The 19,570-nt window shown below is 68.1% G+C and carries 18 protein-coding genes and 2 pseudogenes; 12 read left to right on the forward strand and 8 right to left on the reverse strand.

Features of this window, described 5'->3' with window-relative positions:
* The first annotated feature begins 9 nt into the window (after window positions 1–9).
* The 4 genes from ACFOLC_RS13585 (at window position 10) to ACFOLC_RS13600 (ending at window position 4,389) form a co-directional block, all read left to right on the forward strand.
* A complete protein-coding gene (locus ACFOLC_RS13585) occupies window positions 10–2,298 on the forward strand; it encodes a DUF1631 family protein (protein ID WP_386759804.1) in 2,289 nt (762 codons plus the stop codon).
* Between the two features lie 75 nt (window positions 2,299–2,373).
* Window positions 2,374–3,492, forward strand: a complete 1,119-nt coding sequence (locus ACFOLC_RS13590) for an NAD(P) transhydrogenase subunit alpha (protein ID WP_386759805.1) — start codon at window positions 2,374–2,376, stop codon at window positions 3,490–3,492.
* Between the two features lie 20 nt (window positions 3,493–3,512).
* Complete coding sequence (locus ACFOLC_RS13595) at window positions 3,513–3,692, forward strand: hypothetical protein (protein WP_386759806.1); 180 nt, start codon at window positions 3,513–3,515, stop codon at window positions 3,690–3,692.
* Between the two features lie 88 nt (window positions 3,693–3,780).
* Window positions 3,781–4,389 carry a hypothetical protein gene (locus ACFOLC_RS13600; RefSeq protein WP_386759807.1) on the forward strand — a complete coding sequence of 203 codons (609 nt, stop codon included), beginning with the start codon at window positions 3,781–3,783 and terminating at the stop codon, window positions 4,387–4,389.
* 145 nt (window positions 4,390–4,534) lie between these two features.
* Here the strand turns inward: ACFOLC_RS13600 and ACFOLC_RS13605 are convergent, their stop codons facing one another.
* Genes ACFOLC_RS13605 through ACFOLC_RS13620 form a run of 4 tightly spaced genes read right to left on the reverse strand, consistent with a single transcriptional unit; the run spans window position 4,535 to window position 6,317 of the window.
* The gene (locus ACFOLC_RS13605; protein ID WP_386759808.1) at window positions 4,535–5,017 is read right to left on the reverse strand and encodes a DUF3106 domain-containing protein; all 483 of its coding nucleotides are present in this window, start codon (window positions 5,015–5,017) and stop codon (window positions 4,535–4,537) included.
* A gap of 2 nt (window positions 5,018–5,019) precedes the next feature.
* Window positions 5,020–5,421, reverse strand: coding sequence for a hypothetical protein (locus ACFOLC_RS13610; RefSeq protein WP_386759809.1), 402 nt, complete (start codon window positions 5,419–5,421; stop codon window positions 5,020–5,022).
* Entirely contained in the window at window positions 5,418–5,990 is a 573-nt protein-coding gene (locus tag ACFOLC_RS13615; protein ID WP_386759903.1) for an RNA polymerase sigma factor, read from the reverse strand. Before ACFOLC_RS13615 ends, ACFOLC_RS13610 begins: the two co-directional genes overlap by 4 nt.
* Window positions 5,991–6,038: 48 nt before the next feature.
* The gene (locus ACFOLC_RS13620; protein ID WP_386759810.1) at window positions 6,039–6,317 is read right to left on the reverse strand and encodes a hypothetical protein; all 279 of its coding nucleotides are present in this window, start codon (window positions 6,315–6,317) and stop codon (window positions 6,039–6,041) included.
* A 134-nt stretch (window positions 6,318–6,451) separates the two neighbouring features.
* Between ACFOLC_RS13620 and ACFOLC_RS13625 the strand changes: the two genes are divergently transcribed.
* Window positions 6,452–6,784 (forward strand): NAD(P) transhydrogenase subunit alpha, encoded by a 333-nt coding sequence (locus tag ACFOLC_RS13625; RefSeq protein WP_386759811.1) that lies wholly within the window; start codon window positions 6,452–6,454, stop codon window positions 6,782–6,784.
* The gene (locus ACFOLC_RS13630; RefSeq protein WP_386759812.1) at window positions 6,781–8,172 is read left to right on the forward strand and encodes an NAD(P)(+) transhydrogenase (Re/Si-specific) subunit beta; all 1,392 of its coding nucleotides are present in this window, start codon (window positions 6,781–6,783) and stop codon (window positions 8,170–8,172) included. Before ACFOLC_RS13625 ends, ACFOLC_RS13630 begins: the two co-directional genes overlap by 4 nt.
* On the opposite strand, the gene ACFOLC_RS13635 is transcribed toward ACFOLC_RS13630, so the two are convergent.
* The 3 genes from ACFOLC_RS13635 to ACFOLC_RS13645 all read right to left on the reverse strand — a co-directional run bounded on the left by ACFOLC_RS13635 (window position 8,135) and on the right by ACFOLC_RS13645 (window position 10,521).
* Window positions 8,135–8,689: a hypothetical protein gene (locus ACFOLC_RS13635; protein WP_386759813.1), complete on the reverse strand. Its 555-nt coding sequence runs from the start codon at window positions 8,687–8,689 to the stop codon at window positions 8,135–8,137. The genes ACFOLC_RS13630 and ACFOLC_RS13635 overlap by 38 nt on opposite strands.
* 66 nt (window positions 8,690–8,755) lie before the next feature.
* Entirely contained in the window at window positions 8,756–9,631 is an 876-nt protein-coding gene (locus ACFOLC_RS13640) for a helix-turn-helix transcriptional regulator (RefSeq protein ID WP_386759814.1), read from the reverse strand.
* Between the two features lie 350 nt (window positions 9,632–9,981).
* Entirely contained in the window at window positions 9,982–10,521 is a 540-nt protein-coding gene (locus ACFOLC_RS13645; RefSeq protein ID WP_386759815.1) for a hypothetical protein, read from the reverse strand.
* A gap of 125 nt (window positions 10,522–10,646) precedes the next feature.
* Between ACFOLC_RS13645 and pdxR the strand changes: the two genes are divergently transcribed.
* Entirely contained in the window at window positions 10,647–12,083 is a 1,437-nt protein-coding gene (pdxR, locus tag ACFOLC_RS13650) for a MocR-like pyridoxine biosynthesis transcription factor PdxR (protein WP_386759816.1), read from the forward strand.
* Window positions 12,084–12,086: 3 nt separating this feature from the next.
* Here pdxR and ACFOLC_RS13655 read toward each other — a convergent pair whose 3' ends face one another.
* Window positions 12,087–12,506, reverse strand: a complete 420-nt coding sequence (locus ACFOLC_RS13655) for a hypothetical protein (RefSeq protein WP_386759817.1) — start codon at window positions 12,504–12,506, stop codon at window positions 12,087–12,089.
* A gap of 113 nt (window positions 12,507–12,619) precedes the next feature.
* Between ACFOLC_RS13655 and sufT the strand changes: the two genes are divergently transcribed.
* The 5 genes and pseudogenes from sufT to ACFOLC_RS13680 all read left to right on the forward strand — a co-directional run bounded on the left by sufT (window position 12,620) and on the right by ACFOLC_RS13680 (window position 19,476).
* Window positions 12,620–13,177 carry a putative Fe-S cluster assembly protein SufT gene (sufT, locus tag ACFOLC_RS13660; protein ID WP_386759818.1) on the forward strand — a complete coding sequence of 186 codons (558 nt, stop codon included), beginning with the start codon at window positions 12,620–12,622 and terminating at the stop codon, window positions 13,175–13,177.
* A 527-nt stretch (window positions 13,178–13,704) separates the two neighbouring features.
* Window positions 13,705–15,438: pseudogene (locus tag ACFOLC_RS13665) on the forward strand (S8 family peptidase); the annotation flags it as partial.
* A gap of 138 nt (window positions 15,439–15,576) precedes the next feature.
* Window positions 15,577–15,807: pseudogene (locus tag ACFOLC_RS13670) on the forward strand (proprotein convertase P-domain-containing protein); the annotation flags it as partial.
* A gap of 218 nt (window positions 15,808–16,025) precedes the next feature.
* Window positions 16,026–16,460 carry a hypothetical protein gene (locus tag ACFOLC_RS13675; protein ID WP_386759819.1) on the forward strand — a complete coding sequence of 145 codons (435 nt, stop codon included), beginning with the start codon at window positions 16,026–16,028 and terminating at the stop codon, window positions 16,458–16,460.
* 529 nt (window positions 16,461–16,989) lie between these two features.
* Window positions 16,990–19,476: a M4 family metallopeptidase gene (locus ACFOLC_RS13680; RefSeq protein ID WP_386759820.1), complete on the forward strand. Its 2,487-nt coding sequence runs from the start codon at window positions 16,990–16,992 to the stop codon at window positions 19,474–19,476.
* Window positions 19,477–19,570 lie beyond the last annotated feature (94 nt).

A 19,570-nucleotide genomic window follows, 5' to 3' on the forward strand; every position in this document is an offset into this window, starting at 1 on the left:
GAACTCGCAGTGTCTGCTCATCTGCACGGCGCCGTCGCTCATGCCACGCGTACTGATCCCTTGCGCGTGCTCGAGGAAATCAAGCGTCAGGCCCTGGAAGTGCTTGGCGGCCTGCCGGGCACGCTGTACGGGCCGATCGAGGATGCCCTGAAGGTTGCATCGCTCAAGAGCGATGGCAAGCAGAATTATTACGAAGAGCAGGCGGCGCTGTGGGTGCTGCGCCAGCAGCAGGCGGCGCATGTCATGCGCTACCGGCAGCAGGTGGCGCAGGGGTTCGACGACTTCCGCGCGCTGCGCATCCGCAGCGGCGGCGACGTGACGCTGCGCCTGGTCGACGAGCACCAGCTCGAACTCGACCTGGCCGGCGAGCGCCTGACCGAAGCGCTCGGTTCGCGCTATGCGCGCCCGCTCGACACCTTGCAGACCCGCATGCAGGGCCTGGCCGATGCACTGAAGCTGCCCCTGGGCGCCAACCCGATCGGCCCGGAACGGCTGGTGGCGGCGTTCATCCAGACGTTCATCGAGGCGCAGATCCCGGACGCGCTGCGCGGGCGCATGTTCCGCCACTACGAGCAGGAGCTGGCGCGGTTGCTGGGCGACCTGTACGCCCGAATCAACAACCTGTTGGCCTCGGCCGGCTACGGCGGCGCCATTGCGGCGACGCGTGCGCCGTCACCGGCCCACGAGGAGTCGCGGCCGCACGGTTACGGCGCCGGTTTCGCTGACCCCGGCTTTGGCGGCCACGGCGGCGGTTATGGCTCAGGGGGCGGCGTCGGCGCATCGTTCGCGCCTTCTGCCGGCGGTGGCTACGCCAGCCAGGCCACGCAGGCGCGTGTCTCGCACGACGACATCATGGCCATGGCCAAGGAGCTGGCCGAGCTGCGCGGTCAATTGCACGCCTGGCGCGAAGGAATGCCCAAGTCCGATTCCACCCCCGGCGCATTGGCGCCACAACGGTCCCTGGCCCCGCGCCGCGAATTGCGCGTCGACGAAGTGGTCAGTGTCGCCTCGCTGCTGCAGGCCGATCCACCGGATGCGTTCGCGCGTGCCTTGGCGGTCTCCGGCCGGCTCGGCGAGACCATTCGTGACCACCTCCACGACGGCGCGCGTCGGCTTGGATTGAATCCCGACCAGACCTGCTTCAGCCCCGAGGAAGAGGACGCGATCGACCTGGTCGCGCTGCTGTTCGACTCGCTGTTCCGCAACAACGCCTTGCTCGACCGTGCGCGTCGGCTGTACGCGCGGCTGGTGCTGCCTTACGTCAAGGTGGCGCTGACCGATACCGGCGTGTTCGTGAAGCGCGAGCATCCGGCGCGGCGCCTGCTCGACGCGATCACCGAAGCCTGCGAGGGCAACGACGCCGAGACGCCGCAGGACCGCGAGCTGCTCGACCGCGCCACCGAGATCTCGCAGCGCATCGTCGCCGAGTACAACGAGGACCTGGCGGTGTTCGAGATGGCCCATGCCGAACTCGACGCGTTGCTGGCGCAGCAGCGCCGCCGCATCGAGCTGCAGGAGCAGCGTGCCGCCAAGGCCGCCTACGGCCGCGAGCGCCTCGGCGCCGCGCGCGCCCAGGCCGATGGCGCCCTGCAGGAACGGCTGGATGAGCCGCCGCTGACCCAGGCCGTGGCTGACTTCCTGGCGATGCCGTGGCGCCATCATCTGGTGCAGACGCTGCTGCGCGAAGGCGTCGATGCGCGTCGCCACGCCGAAGCCCTGGCCCTCGGCGACGCGCTGGTGATGGCCGACCGTCTGGCCGCCGAACACCGTGGCCATGAGCTCGCCGATCAGTTGCTCGCTCTGCAACCGGTGATCGTGCAGTGCCTGGCCAGCTCCGGCCTCGACGACAGCGCCGCGCAGCACGGCATGGCCGGACTGGTGCGCGCGCTGGCGACGCCGGATACGCCGCGCCGCGCCCGCCCGGCCTCGCCGCTGCCGATGCCCGAGGACGACGGCGGCAGCAGCGAGCGCACGCTGTGGCTGGTCGGCGGCACCGACACCATCGCCCACGATCCGATCCTCGCCGAGCGCATGCGCAACCTCGAGATCGGCGACTGGGTGCGCCTCACCGATGCCAACGGCGAAGCCGCCGCGGCCAAGATCGCCTGGATCAGCCCGTTGACCTCGCGCATGCTGCTGGTCAACCGACGTGGCCTGCGTGTGCTGATCGCATCGGCCGAGGAACTGGCTGCGCTTGCCGGTGAGGGGCGGTTGACGGTCGGTGCCGAACGCACCGCATTCGATGAGGCAATGCGCCAGGTACGGCGCCACCTCGATCGCGCCGTCGGCGCGCGCTGACGGGATCGTCCGCCGGTCCGCGCACCGGCGCCGCGGCTTCCGCTACGATGCCTGCAATCGGGCGGGGAGCGGCGCATGGCGGGCATCACGATAGGCATTGCAAGCGAAACCGCGACCGGCGAACGCCGCGTCGCCCTCACTCCGGAAACCTGCAAGAAGCTGACCGCGCGCGGCGCGCGCATCCGCGTGCAGCGCGGCGCCGGCCACGGCGCCAGTTTCAGCGACGACGCCTACGCGCAGGCCGGTGCCGAACTGGCCGATGATGCCGCCACGGCGCTGGATGGCGCCGACCTGGTGCTGTGCGTGCAGCCGCCACCGTCCACGACGCTATCGGGCTTGCGCGAAGGCACCGCCCTCGTCGGTCTGCTCGCGCCGCAGGCCGACGCCGCGCGCGGCGAGGCGATCGCGCAACGCAAGCTGATCGCGTTTCCGTTGGAGCGCCTGCCGCGCACCACGCGCGCGCAGGCGATGGACGTGCTCAGCTCGCAGGCCGGCATGGCCGGCTACAAGGCGGTGCTGATCGCCGCGCAACTGGCGCCGCGCTTCTTCCCGATGCTGACCACCGCCGCCGGCACGATCCGGCCGTCGAAGGTGCTGATCGTCGGCGCCGGTGTCGCTGGCCTGCAGGCGATCGCCACCGCCAAGCGCCTGGGCGCGCAGGTCGAAGGCTTCGACGTACGTCCGGAGACACGCGAGCAGATTGAGTCGCTTGGTGGCCGCTTTCTCGATCTCGGCGTCAGCGCCGCCGGCGAGGGCGGCTATGCCCGTGCACTCACCGACGAGGAGCGCGCCGAGCAGCAACGCCGGCTCGGCGAGCACCTGAAGAGCATCGATGTGATCGTCTGCACCGCCGCGGTGCCGGGCCGTCCGGCGCCGAAGATCATCAGCGCGGCGATGGTCGCCGGCATGAAACCCGGCAGCGTGATCGTCGACCTCGCCGCCGAAACCGGTGGCAACTGCGAACTGACCCAGCCGGGCGAAACCATTGACAGCGGCGGCGTCACCGTCGCCGGCCCACTCAACCTTGCCAGTCAAGGTGCGGTGCACGCCAGCGAGATGTACGCACGCAATGTGCTGAACTTCGTCAATTTGTTTCTCGACGAGAAGGCAGTCGAGGCCGGTGCGTTGTCGTTCGACTGGGATGACGAGTTGCTGGCCAGGACGGTGTGGCCGGAGCGGACGATTAACGCCTAGTTAGTCTTAAGAGAACGGTCATGGACAATTTTGACGACTTTGATCCGCGTCGCGACGAGCGCTCCTACACTGATTCATGCTGGTATATGTCAGATGCCAAAACAGATGGCCCGCCTTTTGCCCTGATAGAAGCATGTATGAAGACAAGGGGGGCGCTTCGAGCAAATTACCAGGCTGTCGATGCGCGATGGAAAGCTTGAAGAAGTCAACTAAGTAACAATGCGGCTAACAATTCATTCAAGTCGAAGCCGTTTCGGTGTCGTGTTCATAGCGATCGGCTTGTTGCTGGTGAGTCAGCTGCTGTTCTGGCCATGGAGCAAATGGCTGACCCGAACGCTTATCGACGAACCTGTTCCTCTCGGCTCTCCCACTACGGTTGCTTGCACTGTCCATGTGCCGCTCCGTGAGCCTTATGAGCTGTCCTTTTCTTTTGTACGCCGATGGGAAGGCGAGGATATTCGTGACTACCTGTATGGCCGAGGTTATTTCAAGCGTCATTGGCCAGTCGGAGATACGGTCATTCCGGTCAGCTGGTCGCTCACGGATGTGCGAAGTGGTCGCGTAATAGCCTCTGGAGTCGAGAAAAACTTGCAGGTGTCCGGCTGGTCGCAAGACTCCGTTTATATGCACATAGCGTCCCCGAAAGTGCCTGTGGGCACCTACCTATTCAAGGCTGAAGTGCTTGGAGCGATCGCGCCCGAGCTGCGCGGTGTGACCCCGCGACTCCTCCTCGCACTTCCGGGCCATAAGGCTTCATCTACCTGGCAGCTCACGGTCGTGTTTTGGGGCGCGCTCGTCAGCACCCTGATCATTTGGCCCCTTATCCTTATTCTTGGCGGTTTTGCACTGTGGCTGGCGCGGCCACAATTCATTCAATCCGAAGCCGCTTCGCGGTAGTCTGGAGAGCGCATTAGCAAAAGGTGTAATGCGCCATGTCGGCTTTGCTGATAGGCGATCCGGCGCAATGTCATTTGCGTCCTGCCTCGCAGTCCACGCAAGTGAAGCTGGCTCTGTTTGATGAGCCGTCGTTTCCAAGGTCCGCTTAATTCAACGGCGTCCCAGGCTCCCCGCGTGGTGCCGGATTGGCCTTGACCCAAGCGGCGCGCTGCTCCGGCGTCATCGCCCGCCACTGCGCCTTCAGTGCCTTGCGGCCCGGCTCGTCGAGCGTGCGCATCTTGGCGAACAACGCGCGCATCTGTTCGCGCTGTTCCGGGTCCATGTGTTCCCAGCGCTTCATGCCGTGGCGGGCGCGTTGGCGTTGTTCCGGTGTCATCTGCTGCCAGCGCTTGGCGTGGTCGAGCATGCGCTGGCGGTCTTCCGGCTGGCTGTTCCAGCGTTCGCGTATCGGTGCGATCAGCAGTTCGCGTTGCGCTGGAGCGAGCTGGTCCCAGCCTGGCAAGGCGGGTGTGACCGGGTCGGCGGCAAAGCTCGGTGCCGTCGCCAGCAGCAACACGAATGGGACAAACGCAAGCATCAACGCGTGGGGCGCGGCGTGGAGGAGCGAGCGGGTTGGGGTGATGCGCATGGTCATTGCTCCATGGTGGCCGGCATAGCGTCGTCATTGGACGCCAGCCACAGGTAGAGGTCGGGGTTCTCGTCGAGTGCGGCGACGGCGGTGCCGACCTCGTACAGCGTGCCGGTGTCGGGCGTGCTGGTTGTGGCGAACGATGCCGTTGCCGGCGTGGATGCCGGTCGCGGCTGCAGCTGCATCGCGATCGCCAGCGCGAACACCGCCGCGCAGCCGCTGGCCAGCACCCAGCCGAAGCCGCGGCGCGGTGCGCGTGCAGCCTCGGCGCCGACGTGGCGGGCGGCGCGCAGGCGCGCGCGCGTGGCAGGGGAAACCTGTTCGACGGCTTGCGCATGCAGGCGGCGCATGGCCTGGTCGAAGGCCTGGTCCCGATCGTGGTTGTCGTTGTCGTGCATGTTCATCGCCAATCCTCCAGTTGCCGCTGCAGCGCCTCACGCGCGCGCGACAGATGGGTTTTCACCGCGCCTTCGCTGCAGCCCATCGCCCGCGCGGTCGTGGCGACGTCGAGTTCTTCCAGGATGCGCAGGCTGAAGGCCTCGCGCTGCCGGCGCGGCAGCGTGGCCAGCGCGCCGGCGAGTTTTCCGTAGGCCTCGCGGCCATCAAAGACACGGGCCGGATCGGGACCGTCGGCGGCCCAGTCCAGCGTGCTGTCGTCACGATCCGGCGTCGGCTGCAACCAACGCAGGCGGAACGTGCGCCGGCGTTGCAAGTCGATAATGCGGCTGCGCAGGATGCTCCAGAACAGCGGCGTCCATTCCGCTGCCGGGCGCTCGCGGTAGGCCAGCATCTTCATCATCGCGTCCTGTACCGCGTCGAGTGCGTCGTCGCGCTGGCGCAGGCCGAGTTCGGCGAAGCGGAATGCGCGGGTGCCGAGGCTGGCCAGGAACTCCTCCAGTGACGCAGGCAGCCGCGGCGCCACCTCGGTCGAGGCGGCACGTGCGTGGGCATCAGCCGTGGAGGCGGCCAGCAGCTCGTCGTCGACATCGTGGTTCACGCGTCGCAGCATACGGTGGCGGCCTTAATGCCGGCGGCCCCAGCGGCGGTCGAAGCGTTCGCCGCACCGTTCCCCGCGGGCTTCGGCGAGGTCGCCGCGCCTGTCGAGCCGGGCCTGCATGTGCTCGCCCCGGCGGTCGCTGCGGGCCTCGATGTGTTCGCCGCGCTGGTCGAGTCGTCGTTCGATCCGTTCTCCGTGGCGATCCATCCGGTATTCGACACGGTCGCCGGAATAGCTGGCCATCGCGGGAGCGGCGACTGCAGCGCACAGCAGGGCAGCGGCCAGGCGGATGATCGGCTTCATGGGTGCTCCTCGTGGCCGGCCGGTGATCGACCTTGTGTGACATGACAACGCCCGGGCCAGGCACCGGTTGACAGCGCTGGCGCCCGATTCAGGGGCGGTTATGATGCCGAGGACATCGCGATGGGGAACGGATGATGGGCGACGGGTTGGTGGCGCACGCTTCTACGATGCTCTACATCTTCATGCTGGCGGCCATCGCCGGCCACGTGATCATCTCGCGGGTGCCGGTGATCCTGCACACGCCGCTGATGTCCGGCTCCAACTTCATCCACGGCATCGTGCTAATCGGCGCGATGGTCGTGCTCGGTCATGCCGACACCACGCTGGAGAAGGTCATCGGCTTCGTCGCGGTGCTGCTGGGTGCCGGCAATGCCGCCGGCGGCTACGTGGTCACCGAGCGCATGCTGGAGATGTTCAAGTCCAGCAGGAAGCCCGCCGCGCCGGCCCGGAACGGAGACCCGGCATGAGTCTGCTCGGTGGGGTCGCCGCCGCCAGTTATTTCGTTGCCGCGACGTTGTTCCTGCTGGGCCTGCAGCGCATGGCCTCGCCGGTGACGGCGCGCAGCGGCATCCAGTGGGCCGGCTGGGGCATGGTCATCGCCACCGTCGCCACGTTTCTGTTGCCGGGGCTGCACAACCTCGGCCTGATCGTCACCGCGCTGGTGATCGGCACCGTGCTGGCGTGGGTGTCGGGCAAGAAGGTCGCGATCACCGACATGCCGCAGATGGTCGCGCTGTACAACGGCATGGGCGGCGGCTCGGCCGCGGCGATCGGCGCGGTCGAGCTGTTGCGCTTCTCCGGCGCCGGCCAGGCCCCGTCGATGATCGCCTCGGTACTGGCGGTGCTGGGCGCGGCGATCGGTGCGGTGTCGCTGTCGGGCTCGGTGATCGCCTGGGCCAAACTCGACGGCCGCCTCGACAAGCGCGTGGTGTTCCCGGGCCAGCAGTTGTTCAACCTGGCGGTGTTCGTGGCGGTGCTGGTGCTCGGTGGCATCGTCGTGCATACGCTGAGCGTGCCGGCGGTCATTGCCTTCTTCGTGCTGGCGCTCGCGCTGGGCGTGCTGATGACGTTGCCGATCGGCGGCGCCGACATGCCCGTGGTGATCTCGCTGTACAACGCGCTGACCGGTCTGGCGGTGGCATTCGAGGGTTACGTGCTTGGCAACGAGGCGCTGATCATCGCCGGCACCATGGTCGGTGCCGCGGGCATGCTGCTGACGCGGTTGATGGCCAAGGCGATGAACCGGCCGATCCGCAACGTGCTGTTCTCCAACTTCGGTGGCGGCGGCCAGGCGCAGGAAATCAGCGGCGCGCAAAAGCCCATCGAGGCCGGTGACGTCGCCGCGATGATGGCCTACGCCGAACGCGTGGTGATCGTGCCCGGCTACGGCATGGCCGTGGCGCAGGCGCAGCACAAGATCTGGGAGCTGACGCAGAAGCTGATCGAGCGCGGGGTCAAGGTGAAGTTCGCGATCCATCCGGTCGCCGGGCGCATGCCCGGCCACATGAACGTGCTGCTGGCCGAAGCCGGCGTGCCCTACGACCTGATCGTCGACATGGACGACATCAACCCGGAGTTCCCCAACGCCGACGTGTCGCTGGTGATCGGTGCCAACGACGTGGTCAATCCGGTGGCCAAGACCGACCCGGCCTCGCCGATCTACGGCATGCCGATCCTCGATGTGGCCAACTCGAAGAACACCATCGTCATCAAGCGCGGCAAGGGCACCGGGTTTGCCGGCATCGAGAATGCGCTGTTCTACCAGGACAACACGCGCATGCTGTACGGCGACGGCGCCGAGATGGCCAGCGCGCTGGTCAGCGAACTGAAGGCACTGGACGGCGGCGGGCACTGAGCGGGGCGGACAGACCATACGCGCGCCGCGCGCACCAGGCGATCGGCAGTCCGACCAGCAGCACGTGTGCGAGCAGGCTCAGCACGACCCAGAGCATTGGTTTCGCGCCGCCGCCCGGCGCGGCCGACAGCGGCACCACGATCAGGTTCATCACCGCGTACAGCAGCAGGCCGTACAGCGCGCCGTAGCGCCACGGCTGCTGCCATAGCTTCGGCAGCCGACGCGCGGCGATGAAATACGCGGCCGCCATGGCGAGGGCGATGAGGTAATGCAGGGCCAGCCCCAAGGTGGCGGTGTCGGCGCCACCGCTGAAACTGGCCTTGCCCAGCAGGCCGGCGGCGATGCTTTGCCACACGCGCGTAGGGTCCACGCCGCGCAACGCCCAGAAGCCGGTGGCGTAGAGGATGTCGAGCGTGGCGGCGACCAGGCCGGCGGTCAGCAGCCAGAGTGTCGGCGAGACCATGCCTGGTGAGAGCAGACCCGGCGAGCGCAGGCGATTGCGGTGGATCGGTTGCATCGATTCGCTCCAAGGCGTGATCAAGGCGTGTTGCCACATCCGGCCGGTGCCGGTTTGTTGCGCGGCTCAGGCCGCATGCGCGGCGTAGTGGTCCAACCGACGCGCCTGGGTCGCGGTCAGGCCGAAGCACTGCTTGAACGCGCGGCAGAAAGCGCTCTGGCTTTCGAAGCCGAGCGCTTCGGTGATTTCGCAGACCGGCATCGCGGTGTCGCGGACCATGCGCCAGGCGCGGTCGGTGCGCAGCCGCGCGGCGTACTCCGACGGCGTTTCGTCGAACACGTCGCGGTAGATGCGGATCAGATGACAGGGCGAATAGCTGGCGCTGCGGGCCAGCCGCGCCAGGTCGAGGCGGCTGTCGGCATCGCGGCGCACCAGGTGCTGGACGCGCAACAAGCGCAGCATGGTCTGCTGGCGCCTGCGCAGGGTGCGGCCGCTGCAGCGTGGTAGACGCGCATGCAGTTCCTGCTGCTGGTCGAGCAGCGCGGCGCACAGCGCCTGCAGCCGTGGGGCGATCAAGCTGTTGTCGGCGCCGTCGCGTCGCGCCTGTCGTGCCAGCCAGACCAGCAGGTGGCGCACTGCACGCGGGGCGGGGCCTTCCCAGGGGAACAGTTCGCTGTCGCTGTGGCCCGGCAGGGTCTGCAGGCAATGGCTCCAGGCGGCGACGGGTCCGGCCAGTGCCAGCCACCAGCACGGCAGGTGCGAGCTGCAGCGCAGGCGGCCTTCACGCCAGAGCTGGGCGTGTCCGGATTCCAGGGTCCAGGCGCTGCCCGGGGTCTCCAGATGCAGGGCGCCGGTCAACGGCAGCCACAGCGACAACCAACCGGCGGGCTGCTGCACCTGCACGCCGCGCCCGGAGCCGTGCAGCAGGTGCAGGCCGTCGATCGGCAGGGCGGCCAGGTCGAGGTGCTCGGCGAAGCGGACGACGTGATAGCGCAGGGCCATGGGCAGGTCTCGCAGCAACCGCATTGGTCCCAACCGTAGCGGGCCTTGCGGGGATGCTGGAGAGCCAATCCGGCCGGCTTCGAGGGAGCCAATTGCCGGTGGAGCATCTGATAAAAGCGCCTAATCAAAGCGCCATTACAGTGCCGACAAAAATTGCCCGGGAACGCGGTCCCGGGCATGCCTGCGGACGGAGGTGAGCCGTCCCGTGATTTCGAGCCGATGGAACGGGCTATCGACCTTGCTGGGGAGAGAGAGACGAGCACCGCAGACGGCGGCAGCATGCGCCGGGGTTTGTTACGGCAGCGTCCGTTTCCCGTTCAGGAAAGCGTGAGGCGAGCAGGGCGCGCCGCTCAGCCGCGCGTGTGCCAGTAGCGCGCCAGCAAGCCGCAGGGAATGCCGACCAGCACCACATGCGCCGCGAAGCAGGCGCCGTACCAGTCGAACTGGATCGTCCGCGGCGGCGCGGCCGAGTACAGCGGCACCACGATCACGTGGACCAGCACGAAGCACGCCGCGCCATAGAGCGCGCCGTAGCGCAGCGGGTGGCGCAGCAGCCTGGTGTGGTGCTGGCTGGCGAAGTGGGAGACGGCGACGATCGCGGTCATCAGGTAGTAGTGCAGTCCGGCACCGAGCAGGGCCGTCGTCCAGCCGCCGGCGCGGGCGTCGTCGCGCCCCAGCACCCAGGCGGCCACGCCCTGGACGACGCGGATCGGCGCCACGTCGCGCAGTGCCCAGAAGCTCATCGCGAACACCAGGTCGAGCGTACCGACGATCAGGCCGCCGAGCACGATCCAGGACCAGGCGGACGCAAGTCCGGAGCGGGTGTTGCGCGTGCCGACAGCCGGGGTGCGGGTCGAAGCGTCGAGGCTGGGGCTGCCGATCGCTTTCATGCCGAACTCCTGGGAGGCCGCCGCGGAATGGCACTGATGAAGCCGATTGGAATTGGCACTGGCAAGGTCCAATCCGCTGGGCTTGAATGGGGCCAATCGGCGACCACCGGTTCGAGGGCTCGCACATGCAGATGCACCTGCAACTGGATGGACGCGGTCCGCTGCATGCGCAGCTGACGCGGGCGTTGAAGACAGCGGTGTTTGCCGGCCGCGTCCACCAGGGCGCGCGCCTGCCGGCGACGCGGCTGCTGGCGCGCGAGCTTGGAGTGTCGCGCAACACCGTGCTGGCCGCTTACGAGCAGCTGCGTGCCGAGGGGTTCGTCGACGGCCGCGTCGGCTCGGGCAGTTATGTCACCCCGCCGTTGCAGGTGGTGCGCCCGGCCGCCGACGCCGAGCCGGTGCTGGAGCCGCAGTCCGAGTTTGCCCGCCGCGGCCGCCGTTACCACGACCACCTGCGCATCCCCGGCATGCGCATTCCCGGCGTGCGTCATGCCTTCCAGTACGGCGTGCCGTTGACCAATCCGGCGCTGACCAGCGCCTGGGCGCGCGAGCTCGCCCACGCCGCCGCCTACACCGCGCCCAACTACCCGAAGACACAGGGATTGCCGGCGCTGCGCGAGGCGGTCTGCGACTACCTCGGCCGGCGCCGTGGCGTGCAGGCGGTACCGGACGACGTGGTGATCGTCGACGGCACCCAGCAGGCGGTGGCGCTGACCGCGCGCGTGCTGCTCGACCCCGGTGACGAGGTGCTGCTGGAGGAGCCGCACTACGCGGCGATGCGCGAGACGTTGCAGATCCACGGTGCGCGGGTGCGCACACTGGCAGTCGATGACAACGGCCTGTGCTGCGAGGCCTTGCCCGAGCGCGCACCCAAGCTGATCTGCGTGACGCCGTCGCACCAGTTTCCCAGTGGCGCGGTGCTGTCGTTGCCGCGCCGGCTGGCCCTGCTCGACTACGCACGGCAACACCGCAGCTGGATCCTCGAGGACGACTACGACGGCGAGTTCCGCTACGACGCGCGGCCGCTGGCGGCATTGCGCTCGCTCGACGAGCACGGGCGGGTGATCTACGTCGGCACGTTCTCCAAGGTGATGTTCCCGTCGCTGCGGCTCGGCTACCTGGTGGTGCCGGCCGGGCTGCGCGGCGATTACGTCAACGCCAAGTGGCAGGACGACTTCGGCTCGGCCGGCATCGAGCAGGCGGCGCTGGCTCGGTTCATCGTCGACGGCGGTTTCGAGCGTCACCTCGCCCGCACCAGCAAGACCTTGAAGGAACGCCGCGCCGCGCTGCTGGCGGCGCTGCGTGCCCACGGCGATCGCCTGGAGGTCGCCGACTCGCACGCTGGCATGCACCTGGTGGTGTGGCTGAAGAACCGTTCTGCGGCCGAGGGCGAAGCGTTCATCGCGCGTGCCCGCAGCCTAGGCCTGGGCTTGTACCCGATCGCACCGTACTACCTCGATCCGCCCGACCGCGCCGGCCTGCTGCTCGGCTACGGCGGCCTGTCGGTGGCCGAGATCAACGAGGCGATGAAGCTGTTCGAGATCTGCCTGCAGGAAGGCTGAGGCTCAGCGCGAGAGCCAGGCCGCGACGATCAGGCCGGCCACGATCCAGGCCAGGTCGGCGGCGCCGTTGGCGAGCTGGATCAGCATCCAGGCGTGGTGCCGGCCCAGCCGCAGTGCCGAGGTCCACGGGTCCAGCCCCAGCGTGGCGCCGAGCTGCGACGCGGTGATCCACCAGTTGGCCAGGGCGACGATCGCCGCGGTCGCAAGCACGCCCAGCGCCCGCCGGCGCGGTCCCGGCCGCCAGCCGCCCAGGCGCAGCATCCAGGCGATGTCGAGCGCGCCCAGCACCGCCATCCAACTGTGCTGGCGGCCGGTGTACAGGCTCAGCAGCACCCACACCGCGGCGAACCCGCACGCACCCAGCAACAGCAACAACCACGAGAGCCACGAGGCGCGGCGGGCAGACGGGGCAGGTGGGGTCATCGAAGGCTCATCGGGCAGCTCAAGCCGCACAGCATAGCCGCCGCCCTTGCGCGGTGGCGCACCGGTAGAATGAGCGACCTTGTGCCGGCGTACGGCACCCCAATCTTTCCGGCATGTATTCCCGCAGCAGCGAACCCGTCCGTTTCGAGCGCGATTGCGCCGTCGTCCTCGTGCCGCAGGGCGAGCAGGTGACGTTGCCCGCGGGCAGCGTCGGCTACATCACCCAGGCGCTCGGTGGCAGTTACACCGTGTTCGTCGAAGGCAACCTGTTCCGCATTGCCGGCAAGGACGCCGACGCGATCGGCAAGGAGCCGCCGGAGCCGCTGGAGCTGCCCGCCGGCGCCGACGATGAGGCGGTCGAGCAACTGGTGTGGCGGCAGCTGCGCACCTGCTTCGACCCCGAGATCCCGATCAACGTGGTCGATCTGGGCCTGGTCTACGAGGCCCAGATCAGGCCGCATCCCGAGCAGTCCGGGCAGCGCCGGGTCGAGGTCCGCATGACCCTGACCGCGCCCGCCTGCGGCATGGGCGACATCCTGGTGTCGGACGTGCGCGACAAGCTCGAGATGATCCCGACCGTGGCCGAGGCCGATGTCGAGCTGGTGTTCGACCCGCCGTGGAACCGCACCATGATGTCCGAGGCGGCCCGGCTCGAAACCGGCATGCTCTGACGGCGGTGGCCGTCCGGCGGGCCCGGCCCGCCTTGTCTCCTGGCAAATCCTCATCGCGCGCCCGATCCGCGCCGGCAGCGCGTGCCTGTTGCTTGCCTTTCCAGCAGGTGCGAATTCGTGACCAGCGTCGCACTGTGCGGCTTTGCCGCTTTGGCTGTGTCGGTTGGCGGTAGGGGGCGGCCGGTGTCCCCGCGTTGCGGGAGGTTGGAAGCGGAGGGGGCCGCTGCCGACTCCGCCGCGGCGCCGGGCCGTTCGGAGGCGCATTACCCGGCGCGCAGGAACCCGCTTGCGCCCGGCTGCGACGTGTCATCCCTCTCTCTCCCACGTCGCAGACCGGTCGCAGGCGCATGTCCGTCGTGACGGGGCTGGCCGCAGCACGGCTGCGGCTCCGGTGATGTCCGTTCGCCTCATCCGGTCGCCACGGCGGCGGGCTGGTCGCAGCGCCGCTCGGTGACTGCGCACCGGTACCCCGCGACGTGGCCTCGGGTGGTCATCCATCACGCGGTTTCATTTCGGGGGTTTCACAGATGTCCGTTCGTTGTCAGCGTCGTCTCCGCATGCATGCACTCGCCACGGCCACCGTGGTCGCGTTGTCTTCCACGCTCGCCGTGCCGGCCTTCGCCCAGCAGGCCCGCATCAACCTGTCCGGCCTGGAGGCCGGCACCAGCCACGATCGCTTCATCGTCAAGTACAAGGACGGCAGCGCCAGCCGGAGCAACGCGGCCACGCTGCAGCGCTCGCTGAGCTCGGCCGCAACCGCCAGCCTGGGTGCCGGCAAGGCGCCGGGGCTCCAGCACCTGCGCCGTACCGCCACGGGCGCCGACGTGGTCCGTGCCTCGCGCAAGCTCGACCGGGCCGAGGCGGAGACGCTGATGCGCCAGATCGCGGCCGGCCCGGACGTCGACTACGTCGAGGTCGACAAGCTCAACAAGCCGCTGCTGACCCCCAACGACACCAGCTACAGCCAGCAGTGGGGCTACCAGGACGCCGACGCCGGCATCCGCGCCAACGAGGCCTGGGACGTCACCACCGGCAGCGGCGCGGTGGTCGCGGTGCTCGACACCGGCATCACCAACCACAGTGACCTCAACGCCAACGTCCTGCCCGGTTACGACTTCATCATCGACACCAGCGTGTCCAACGACGGCAACGGCCGTGACGCCGACCCGAGCGATCCGGGCGACTGGATCACCGCCAACCAGTGCGGTGGCACGCATGCGGCGCAGAACTCGAGCTGGCACGGCACCCACGTCGCCGGCACGATTGCCGCGGTGACCAACAACGCCAAGGGCGTGGCCGGCACCGCGCACGGTGCCAAGATCGTGCCGGTGCGCGTGCTCGGCACCTGCGGCGGCTACGACTCCGACATCGCCGACGCCATCATCTGGGCCTCCGGCGGTACCGTCAGCGGCGTGCCGGCCAATGCCAACCCGGCCGAGGTCATCAACCTCAGCCTCGGCGGCAGCGGCGCCTGCGGCACCACCACCCAGACTGCGATCAACGGCGCCGTCGGCCGTGGCACCACCCTGGTCATCGCCGCCGGCAACGACAACACCAACGTGTCGAACGCGTCACCGGCCAACTGCAACAACGTCATCGCGGTGGCGTCGATCACCAGCACCGGCGCGCGTTCGAGCTTCTCCAACTACGGCGCCTTGATCGACATCGCCGCACCGGGCTCGAACATCCTGTCCACGCTCAACGCCGGCACCACCACCCCCGGCAGCGAGACCTACGCGTCCTACAACGGCACCTCGATGGCGACCCCGCACGTCGCCGGCGTGGTGGCACTGATCCAGGCGCATGCGACCACGCCCAAGACACCGGCGCAGATCGAAAGCCTGATCAAGAGCACCGCGCGTGCCTTCCCGGTGACGCCGTCGCAGACCATCGGCGCCGGCATCGTCGACGCCAAGGCGGCGGTCGACGCGGCCAACGGCGGCGGGGGCGGCGGCAGTACCGAGCTGGCCAACGGCGTCGCCAAGACCGGCCTGTCGGGTGCCACCGGCACCGAGCTGCGCTTCACCCTGGTCGTGCCCGCGGGCGCCACCAGCCTGAAGTTCGTCACCGCCGGCGGCAGCGGAGATGCCGACCTGTTCGTGAAGTTCGGCAGCGCACCGACCGCCACCAGCAACGACTGCAAGTCGGAAGGCAGCACCAGTGCCGAGACCTGCAGCATCGCCACCGCGCAGGCCGGCACCTACCACGTGCTGGTCAAGGCCTACAACGCGATCTCCGGCGTCAGCCTGACCGGCAGCTACAGCACCGGCGGTGGTGGTGGTGGCGGCACGCAGACCTACAGCAATGCCACCGACTATGCAGTCGGCGACAACGTCACGGTCGACAGCCCGATTGCGGTGTCCGGTCGCAGCGGCAACGCCCCGAGCAATGCGTCGGTGTCGGTCAACATCGTGCACACCTACCAGGGCGACCTGAAGGTGGACCTGGTCGCGCCCGACGGCAGCCTCTACAACCTCCACAACCGCACCGGCGGCAGCGCCGACAACGTGGTCAAGACCGTGGCGCTGAACCTCTCCAGCGAACCGCTCAACGGCAGCTGGAAGTTGCGCGTCAACGACAACGCGGCGGGCGATACCGGCTACATCAACAGCTGGAGCGTCACGTTCTGATCCAGCGGAACCCGTAGCACCGCCACCCCCGGCAAGACCGGGGGTGGCTTCCGTCCGGCAACGACGCACACGCAGGGCACCTGGCTCGCATGTCGCGGCCCGTGCCTGGCTTCCACCGTGCCGGCCCGTCTCAAGCGCGGTGTGCCGCTTCATCGTCGTGCAGCGGCGACCACCGAGGACGAACTCCATGGCCACATCACCCTCGCAGGAGGACGCGCATGCCGGCACGTTGCATCGGCGTTTTCCATGCCGTCGTCTGGATGGCGCTGTTGGGGTGCGGCATGGCGGCTGCTGAGCCGCCCTTGGCGCGGGTCGGCGCCTTGCCCGAGCACGGGCCGTACCAGCAGTTCATCGTCAAATACCGAGCAGGCAGCGCACCCGCGAACGACCCGGCTGCCGTGCCGGCGCGGGTTGACGCAACCGTGGCCGCTACCGGCCTGGACGGTGCCGACGCGGCCGGTGATGCGCAGCAGCCCGGCGTGAAAGTGATCTGGCAGCGCCGCCTGGCGGTTGAGGCCGACGTGATCCGGACCACCCATCCGCTCGACCGCGAGCAGGCCGGGTGCCTGATGCGGCAGTTCGCCGCCGACCCGGAAGTCGACTACATCGAGGTCGACCGGATGATGACCATCCAGTCCTCCCGGCGGCTGTGAGCACGCCAGGGTATTGTTACGGATGAAACCGTTTACCGCCCAGTTTCATGACTTTCGTCACAAATATTGGCTTGGAATCGTTGGTTTTCCGCTTGTTGTGAGCTTTCTCCCTCGTCTAGCTTCGTCCGGCGCCAGAGGGATCGGCGCCGAATCGCCGCCAGGGCGGCTGACTCACTCGGGGGTAGCAAGGATGACGTCGAAGACCGCATTGGGCCGCGCAGGGATACGCGACAGCGCCGCGTCGCCAGAGCCAGGCTGACGGACCGCAGCATCGGGACGGCGCCAACGGCGGTCGTCCCCGGATTGGAATGCAACGGCCCGGATCCAGGGCCATGAAGGACGCCGGTGAAACCCACGTTTCGGGCTCGCCGGCTTGGGTCGCCATCCGGCTTCGCGACCCTCAGGGGGATGGTGGTTTCGATCGTGTCCTGCTCAGGCAGGGCGTGCATCGATGGCAGTTCTGCTCGCCGGGAAAAAGCGCCATCGCCATCACGCGATGTTTTTTCCAACCTAGTAGGGATACTGAATCATGAAGAGTTCCAAACACCGTTCACGACTGCTGGTGGCGCTGTCGCCGCTGGCGCTCGCCGTGACGCTGGTTCCCGCGCAAGCGGCGACCCGCGTCGACCTGCACCAGCAGGATGTCGCCCAGCTCAACCGGCAATACCGTGCCGCCAGCGCCGCCGTCGGCACGCCCACCGTCGCCCGCGACCGCCATGCCGAACTGCTGGCGATGGAGCCCGAGTCGCGCCTGACCGAACTCAAGAGCCGCCGCTCCAGCAACGGCGTGCGCAACTACCGCTACCAGCAGACGTTCCGCGACGTGCCGATCTTCGGCGAGCAGGTGGTGGTCAGCGAGGATGCCAACGGCACCGTGCGCGCGCTGTTCGGGCAGCTGGTCAACGACCTCGCCGCCGAACTGCCGGCCACGGCGCCGCGGCTGGCCCAGGCCCAGGCCTTGTCGATCGCCAAGCGCGCCGGGCTCGGCAGCCGTGCCGGCACGATGGCCACACGCGATGAAAGCACGCGCCAGATGATCTACATCGACGACGCCGGGCGCGCCCATATGGCCTATGTCGTCTCGTACTTCGCCGATGCCGCCGGTGGCGGTGCGCCTGCGCGCCCATTGGTGATTATCGACGCCAACACCGGCACGGTGCTCAAGCAGTGGGACAACCTGCAACACGCCCTGGTCGGTACCGGCCCCGGCGGCAACCAGAAGACCGGGCAGTACGAGTACGGCACCGACTTCGGTTTCAACGACGTGGCGCAGAGCGGCAGCAACTGCACGATGACCAACGCCAACGTCAAGACGGTCAACCTCAACCACGGCACCAGCGGCAGCACCGCGTTCGCGTACACCTGCCCGCGCAACACCGTGAAGACCATCAACGGCGCTTATTCGCCGCTCAACGACGCGCATTACTTCGGCGGTGTCGTGTTCAACATGTACCAGGCGTACATGAACACCGCGCCACTGAGCTTCCAGTTGAGCATGCGCGTGCACTACAGCAACAGCTACGAGAACGCGTTCTGGGACGGCTCGGCGATGACCTTCGGCGACGGCGCCACGACCTTCTACCCGCTGGTCAGCCTCGACGTGTCCGCTCACGAGGTCTCGCACGGTTTCACCGAGCAGCAGTCCGGCCTGATCTACGACAACCAGTCGGGCGGCATGAACGAGGCGTTCTCTGACATGGCGGGCGAAGCGGCCGAGTTCTTCATGAACGGCAGCAACGACTTCCTGGTCGGCGCGCAGATCTTCAAGGGCAGCGGTTCCCTGCGTTACATGGCCAATCCGCCGCAGGACGGCCGTTCCATCGACCACACCAGCAACTACAGCGACAGTGTGGATGTCCACTACTCGTCTGGCATCTACAACAAGGCGTTCTACCTGATCGCGACCAAGCCGGGTTGGGATACCAAGAAGGCGTTCCAGGTCTTCGCCAAGGCCAACATGGACTACTGGACGGCCAGCAGCACCTTCAACCAGGGTGCCTGCGGCGTCGAGACGGCCACCGCCGACTATGGCTACAACGTGGCCGATGTCCAGGCGGCGTTCCTCACCGTCGGCGTCGACTGCCCGACCGGTGGCAACAATGCGCCGGTGGCCAACTTCACCGCCAGCCCGAGCGGCCTGACCGTGCAGTTCACCGATACCTCGACCGACAGCGACGGTTCGATCGCCTCGCGCAGCTGGAACTTCGGCGACGGCACCACCTCGACCGCGACCAATCCGAGCAAGACCTACGCGGCGGCGGGTGCCTACACCGTCACCCTGACGGTCACCGACAACGGCAACGCCAGCAACACCAAGACCCAGTCGGTCACGGTGGGTGGCGGCGGTGGCGGCGGATCGCTGAGCAATGGTGTACCGGTCACTGGTGTGTCGGGCGCGGCGAGCAGTCAGCAGTTCTGGACGCTGGTGGTGCCGGCCGGGGCGAGCGCGCTCAAGTTCGTCACCAGCAGCGGCAGCGGCGATGCCGACTTGTACGTGAAGTTTGGTTCGGCGCCGACCACGAGCAGCTATGACTGCCGCTCGCAGGGCAGCAGCAACGCCGAAACCTGCAACATCGCCACCGCTCAGGCGGGCACGTACCACGTGATGCTGCTGGGCTACAGCGCGTTCTCGGGGCTCAGCCTCACTGGCAGCTACACCGCCGGCGGTGGCGGCACCCAGACCTACAGCAACACCGGCGACTACGCGATCGGCGACAACACCACGGTGGACAGCCCGATCACGGTGTCCGGCCGCAGCGGCAACGCGCCAAGCAACGCCTCGGTGACGGTGGCGATCGTGCACACCTACAGCGGTGACCTGAAGGTCGATCTGGTGGCGCCGGACGGCACGCTCTACAACATCCACAACCGCACCGGCGGCAGCACCGACAACATCAACAAGACCGTCACGTTGAACTTGTCGAGCGAGGCCCTAAACGGCGCCTGGAAGCTGCGCGCCAACGACAACGCCGCGCAGGACACCGGCCGCATCGACAGCTGGAGCATCACGTTCTGATCGCCTGATCGGAGCCTGTCCAGTCGCAACACCGCGGCAACCCCGGTCCAGGCCGGGGTTGTCGCAGCGATCGCATCCCCGAGCGCTTCGCTGG

Source organism: Lysobacter cavernae (assembly GCF_042648505.1).
GTDB classification, from domain to species: Bacteria; Pseudomonadota; Gammaproteobacteria; order Xanthomonadales; family Xanthomonadaceae; genus Lysobacter_L; species Lysobacter_L cavernae.

Excerpts from the sequence above, each read along its gene's own strand:
- pdxR (WP_386759816.1), top strand. The coding sequence starts at position 10,647 with ATGCAGATGCACCTGCAACTGGATGGACGCGGTCCGCTGCATGCGCAG.
- ACFOLC_RS13655 (WP_386759817.1), bottom strand. The coding sequence starts at position 12,506 with ATGACCCCACCTGCCCCGTCTGCCCGCCGCGCCTCGTGGCTCTCGTGG.
- ACFOLC_RS13590 (WP_386759805.1), top strand. The coding sequence starts at position 2,374 with ATGGCGGGCATCACGATAGGCATTGCAAGCGAAACCGCGACCGGCGAA.
- ACFOLC_RS13620 (WP_386759810.1), bottom strand. The coding sequence starts at position 6,317 with ATGAAGCCGATCATCCGCCTGGCCGCTGCCCTGCTGTGCGCTGCAGTC.
- ACFOLC_RS13635 (WP_386759813.1), bottom strand. The coding sequence starts at position 8,689 with ATGCAACCGATCCACCGCAATCGCCTGCGCTCGCCGGGTCTGCTCTCA.
- ACFOLC_RS13680 (WP_386759820.1), top strand. The coding sequence starts at position 16,990 with ATGAAGAGTTCCAAACACCGTTCACGACTGCTGGTGGCGCTGTCGCCG.
- ACFOLC_RS13610 (WP_386759809.1), bottom strand. The coding sequence starts at position 5,421 with ATGAACATGCACGACAACGACAACCACGATCGGGACCAGGCCTTCGAC.
- ACFOLC_RS13645 (WP_386759815.1), bottom strand. The coding sequence starts at position 10,521 with ATGAAAGCGATCGGCAGCCCCAGCCTCGACGCTTCGACCCGCACCCCG.
- ACFOLC_RS13640 (WP_386759814.1), bottom strand. The coding sequence starts at position 9,631 with ATGGCCCTGCGCTATCACGTCGTCCGCTTCGCCGAGCACCTCGACCTG.
- ACFOLC_RS13675 (WP_386759819.1), top strand. The coding sequence starts at position 16,026 with ATGCCGGCACGTTGCATCGGCGTTTTCCATGCCGTCGTCTGGATGGCG.
- ACFOLC_RS13605 (WP_386759808.1), bottom strand. The coding sequence starts at position 5,017 with ATGCGCATCACCCCAACCCGCTCGCTCCTCCACGCCGCGCCCCACGCG.
- ACFOLC_RS13625 (WP_386759811.1), top strand. The coding sequence starts at position 6,452 with ATGGGCGACGGGTTGGTGGCGCACGCTTCTACGATGCTCTACATCTTC.
- ACFOLC_RS13595 (WP_386759806.1), top strand. The coding sequence starts at position 3,513 with ATGGACAATTTTGACGACTTTGATCCGCGTCGCGACGAGCGCTCCTAC.
- sufT (WP_386759818.1), top strand. The coding sequence starts at position 12,620 with ATGTATTCCCGCAGCAGCGAACCCGTCCGTTTCGAGCGCGATTGCGCC.
- ACFOLC_RS13630 (WP_386759812.1), top strand. The coding sequence starts at position 6,781 with ATGAGTCTGCTCGGTGGGGTCGCCGCCGCCAGTTATTTCGTTGCCGCG.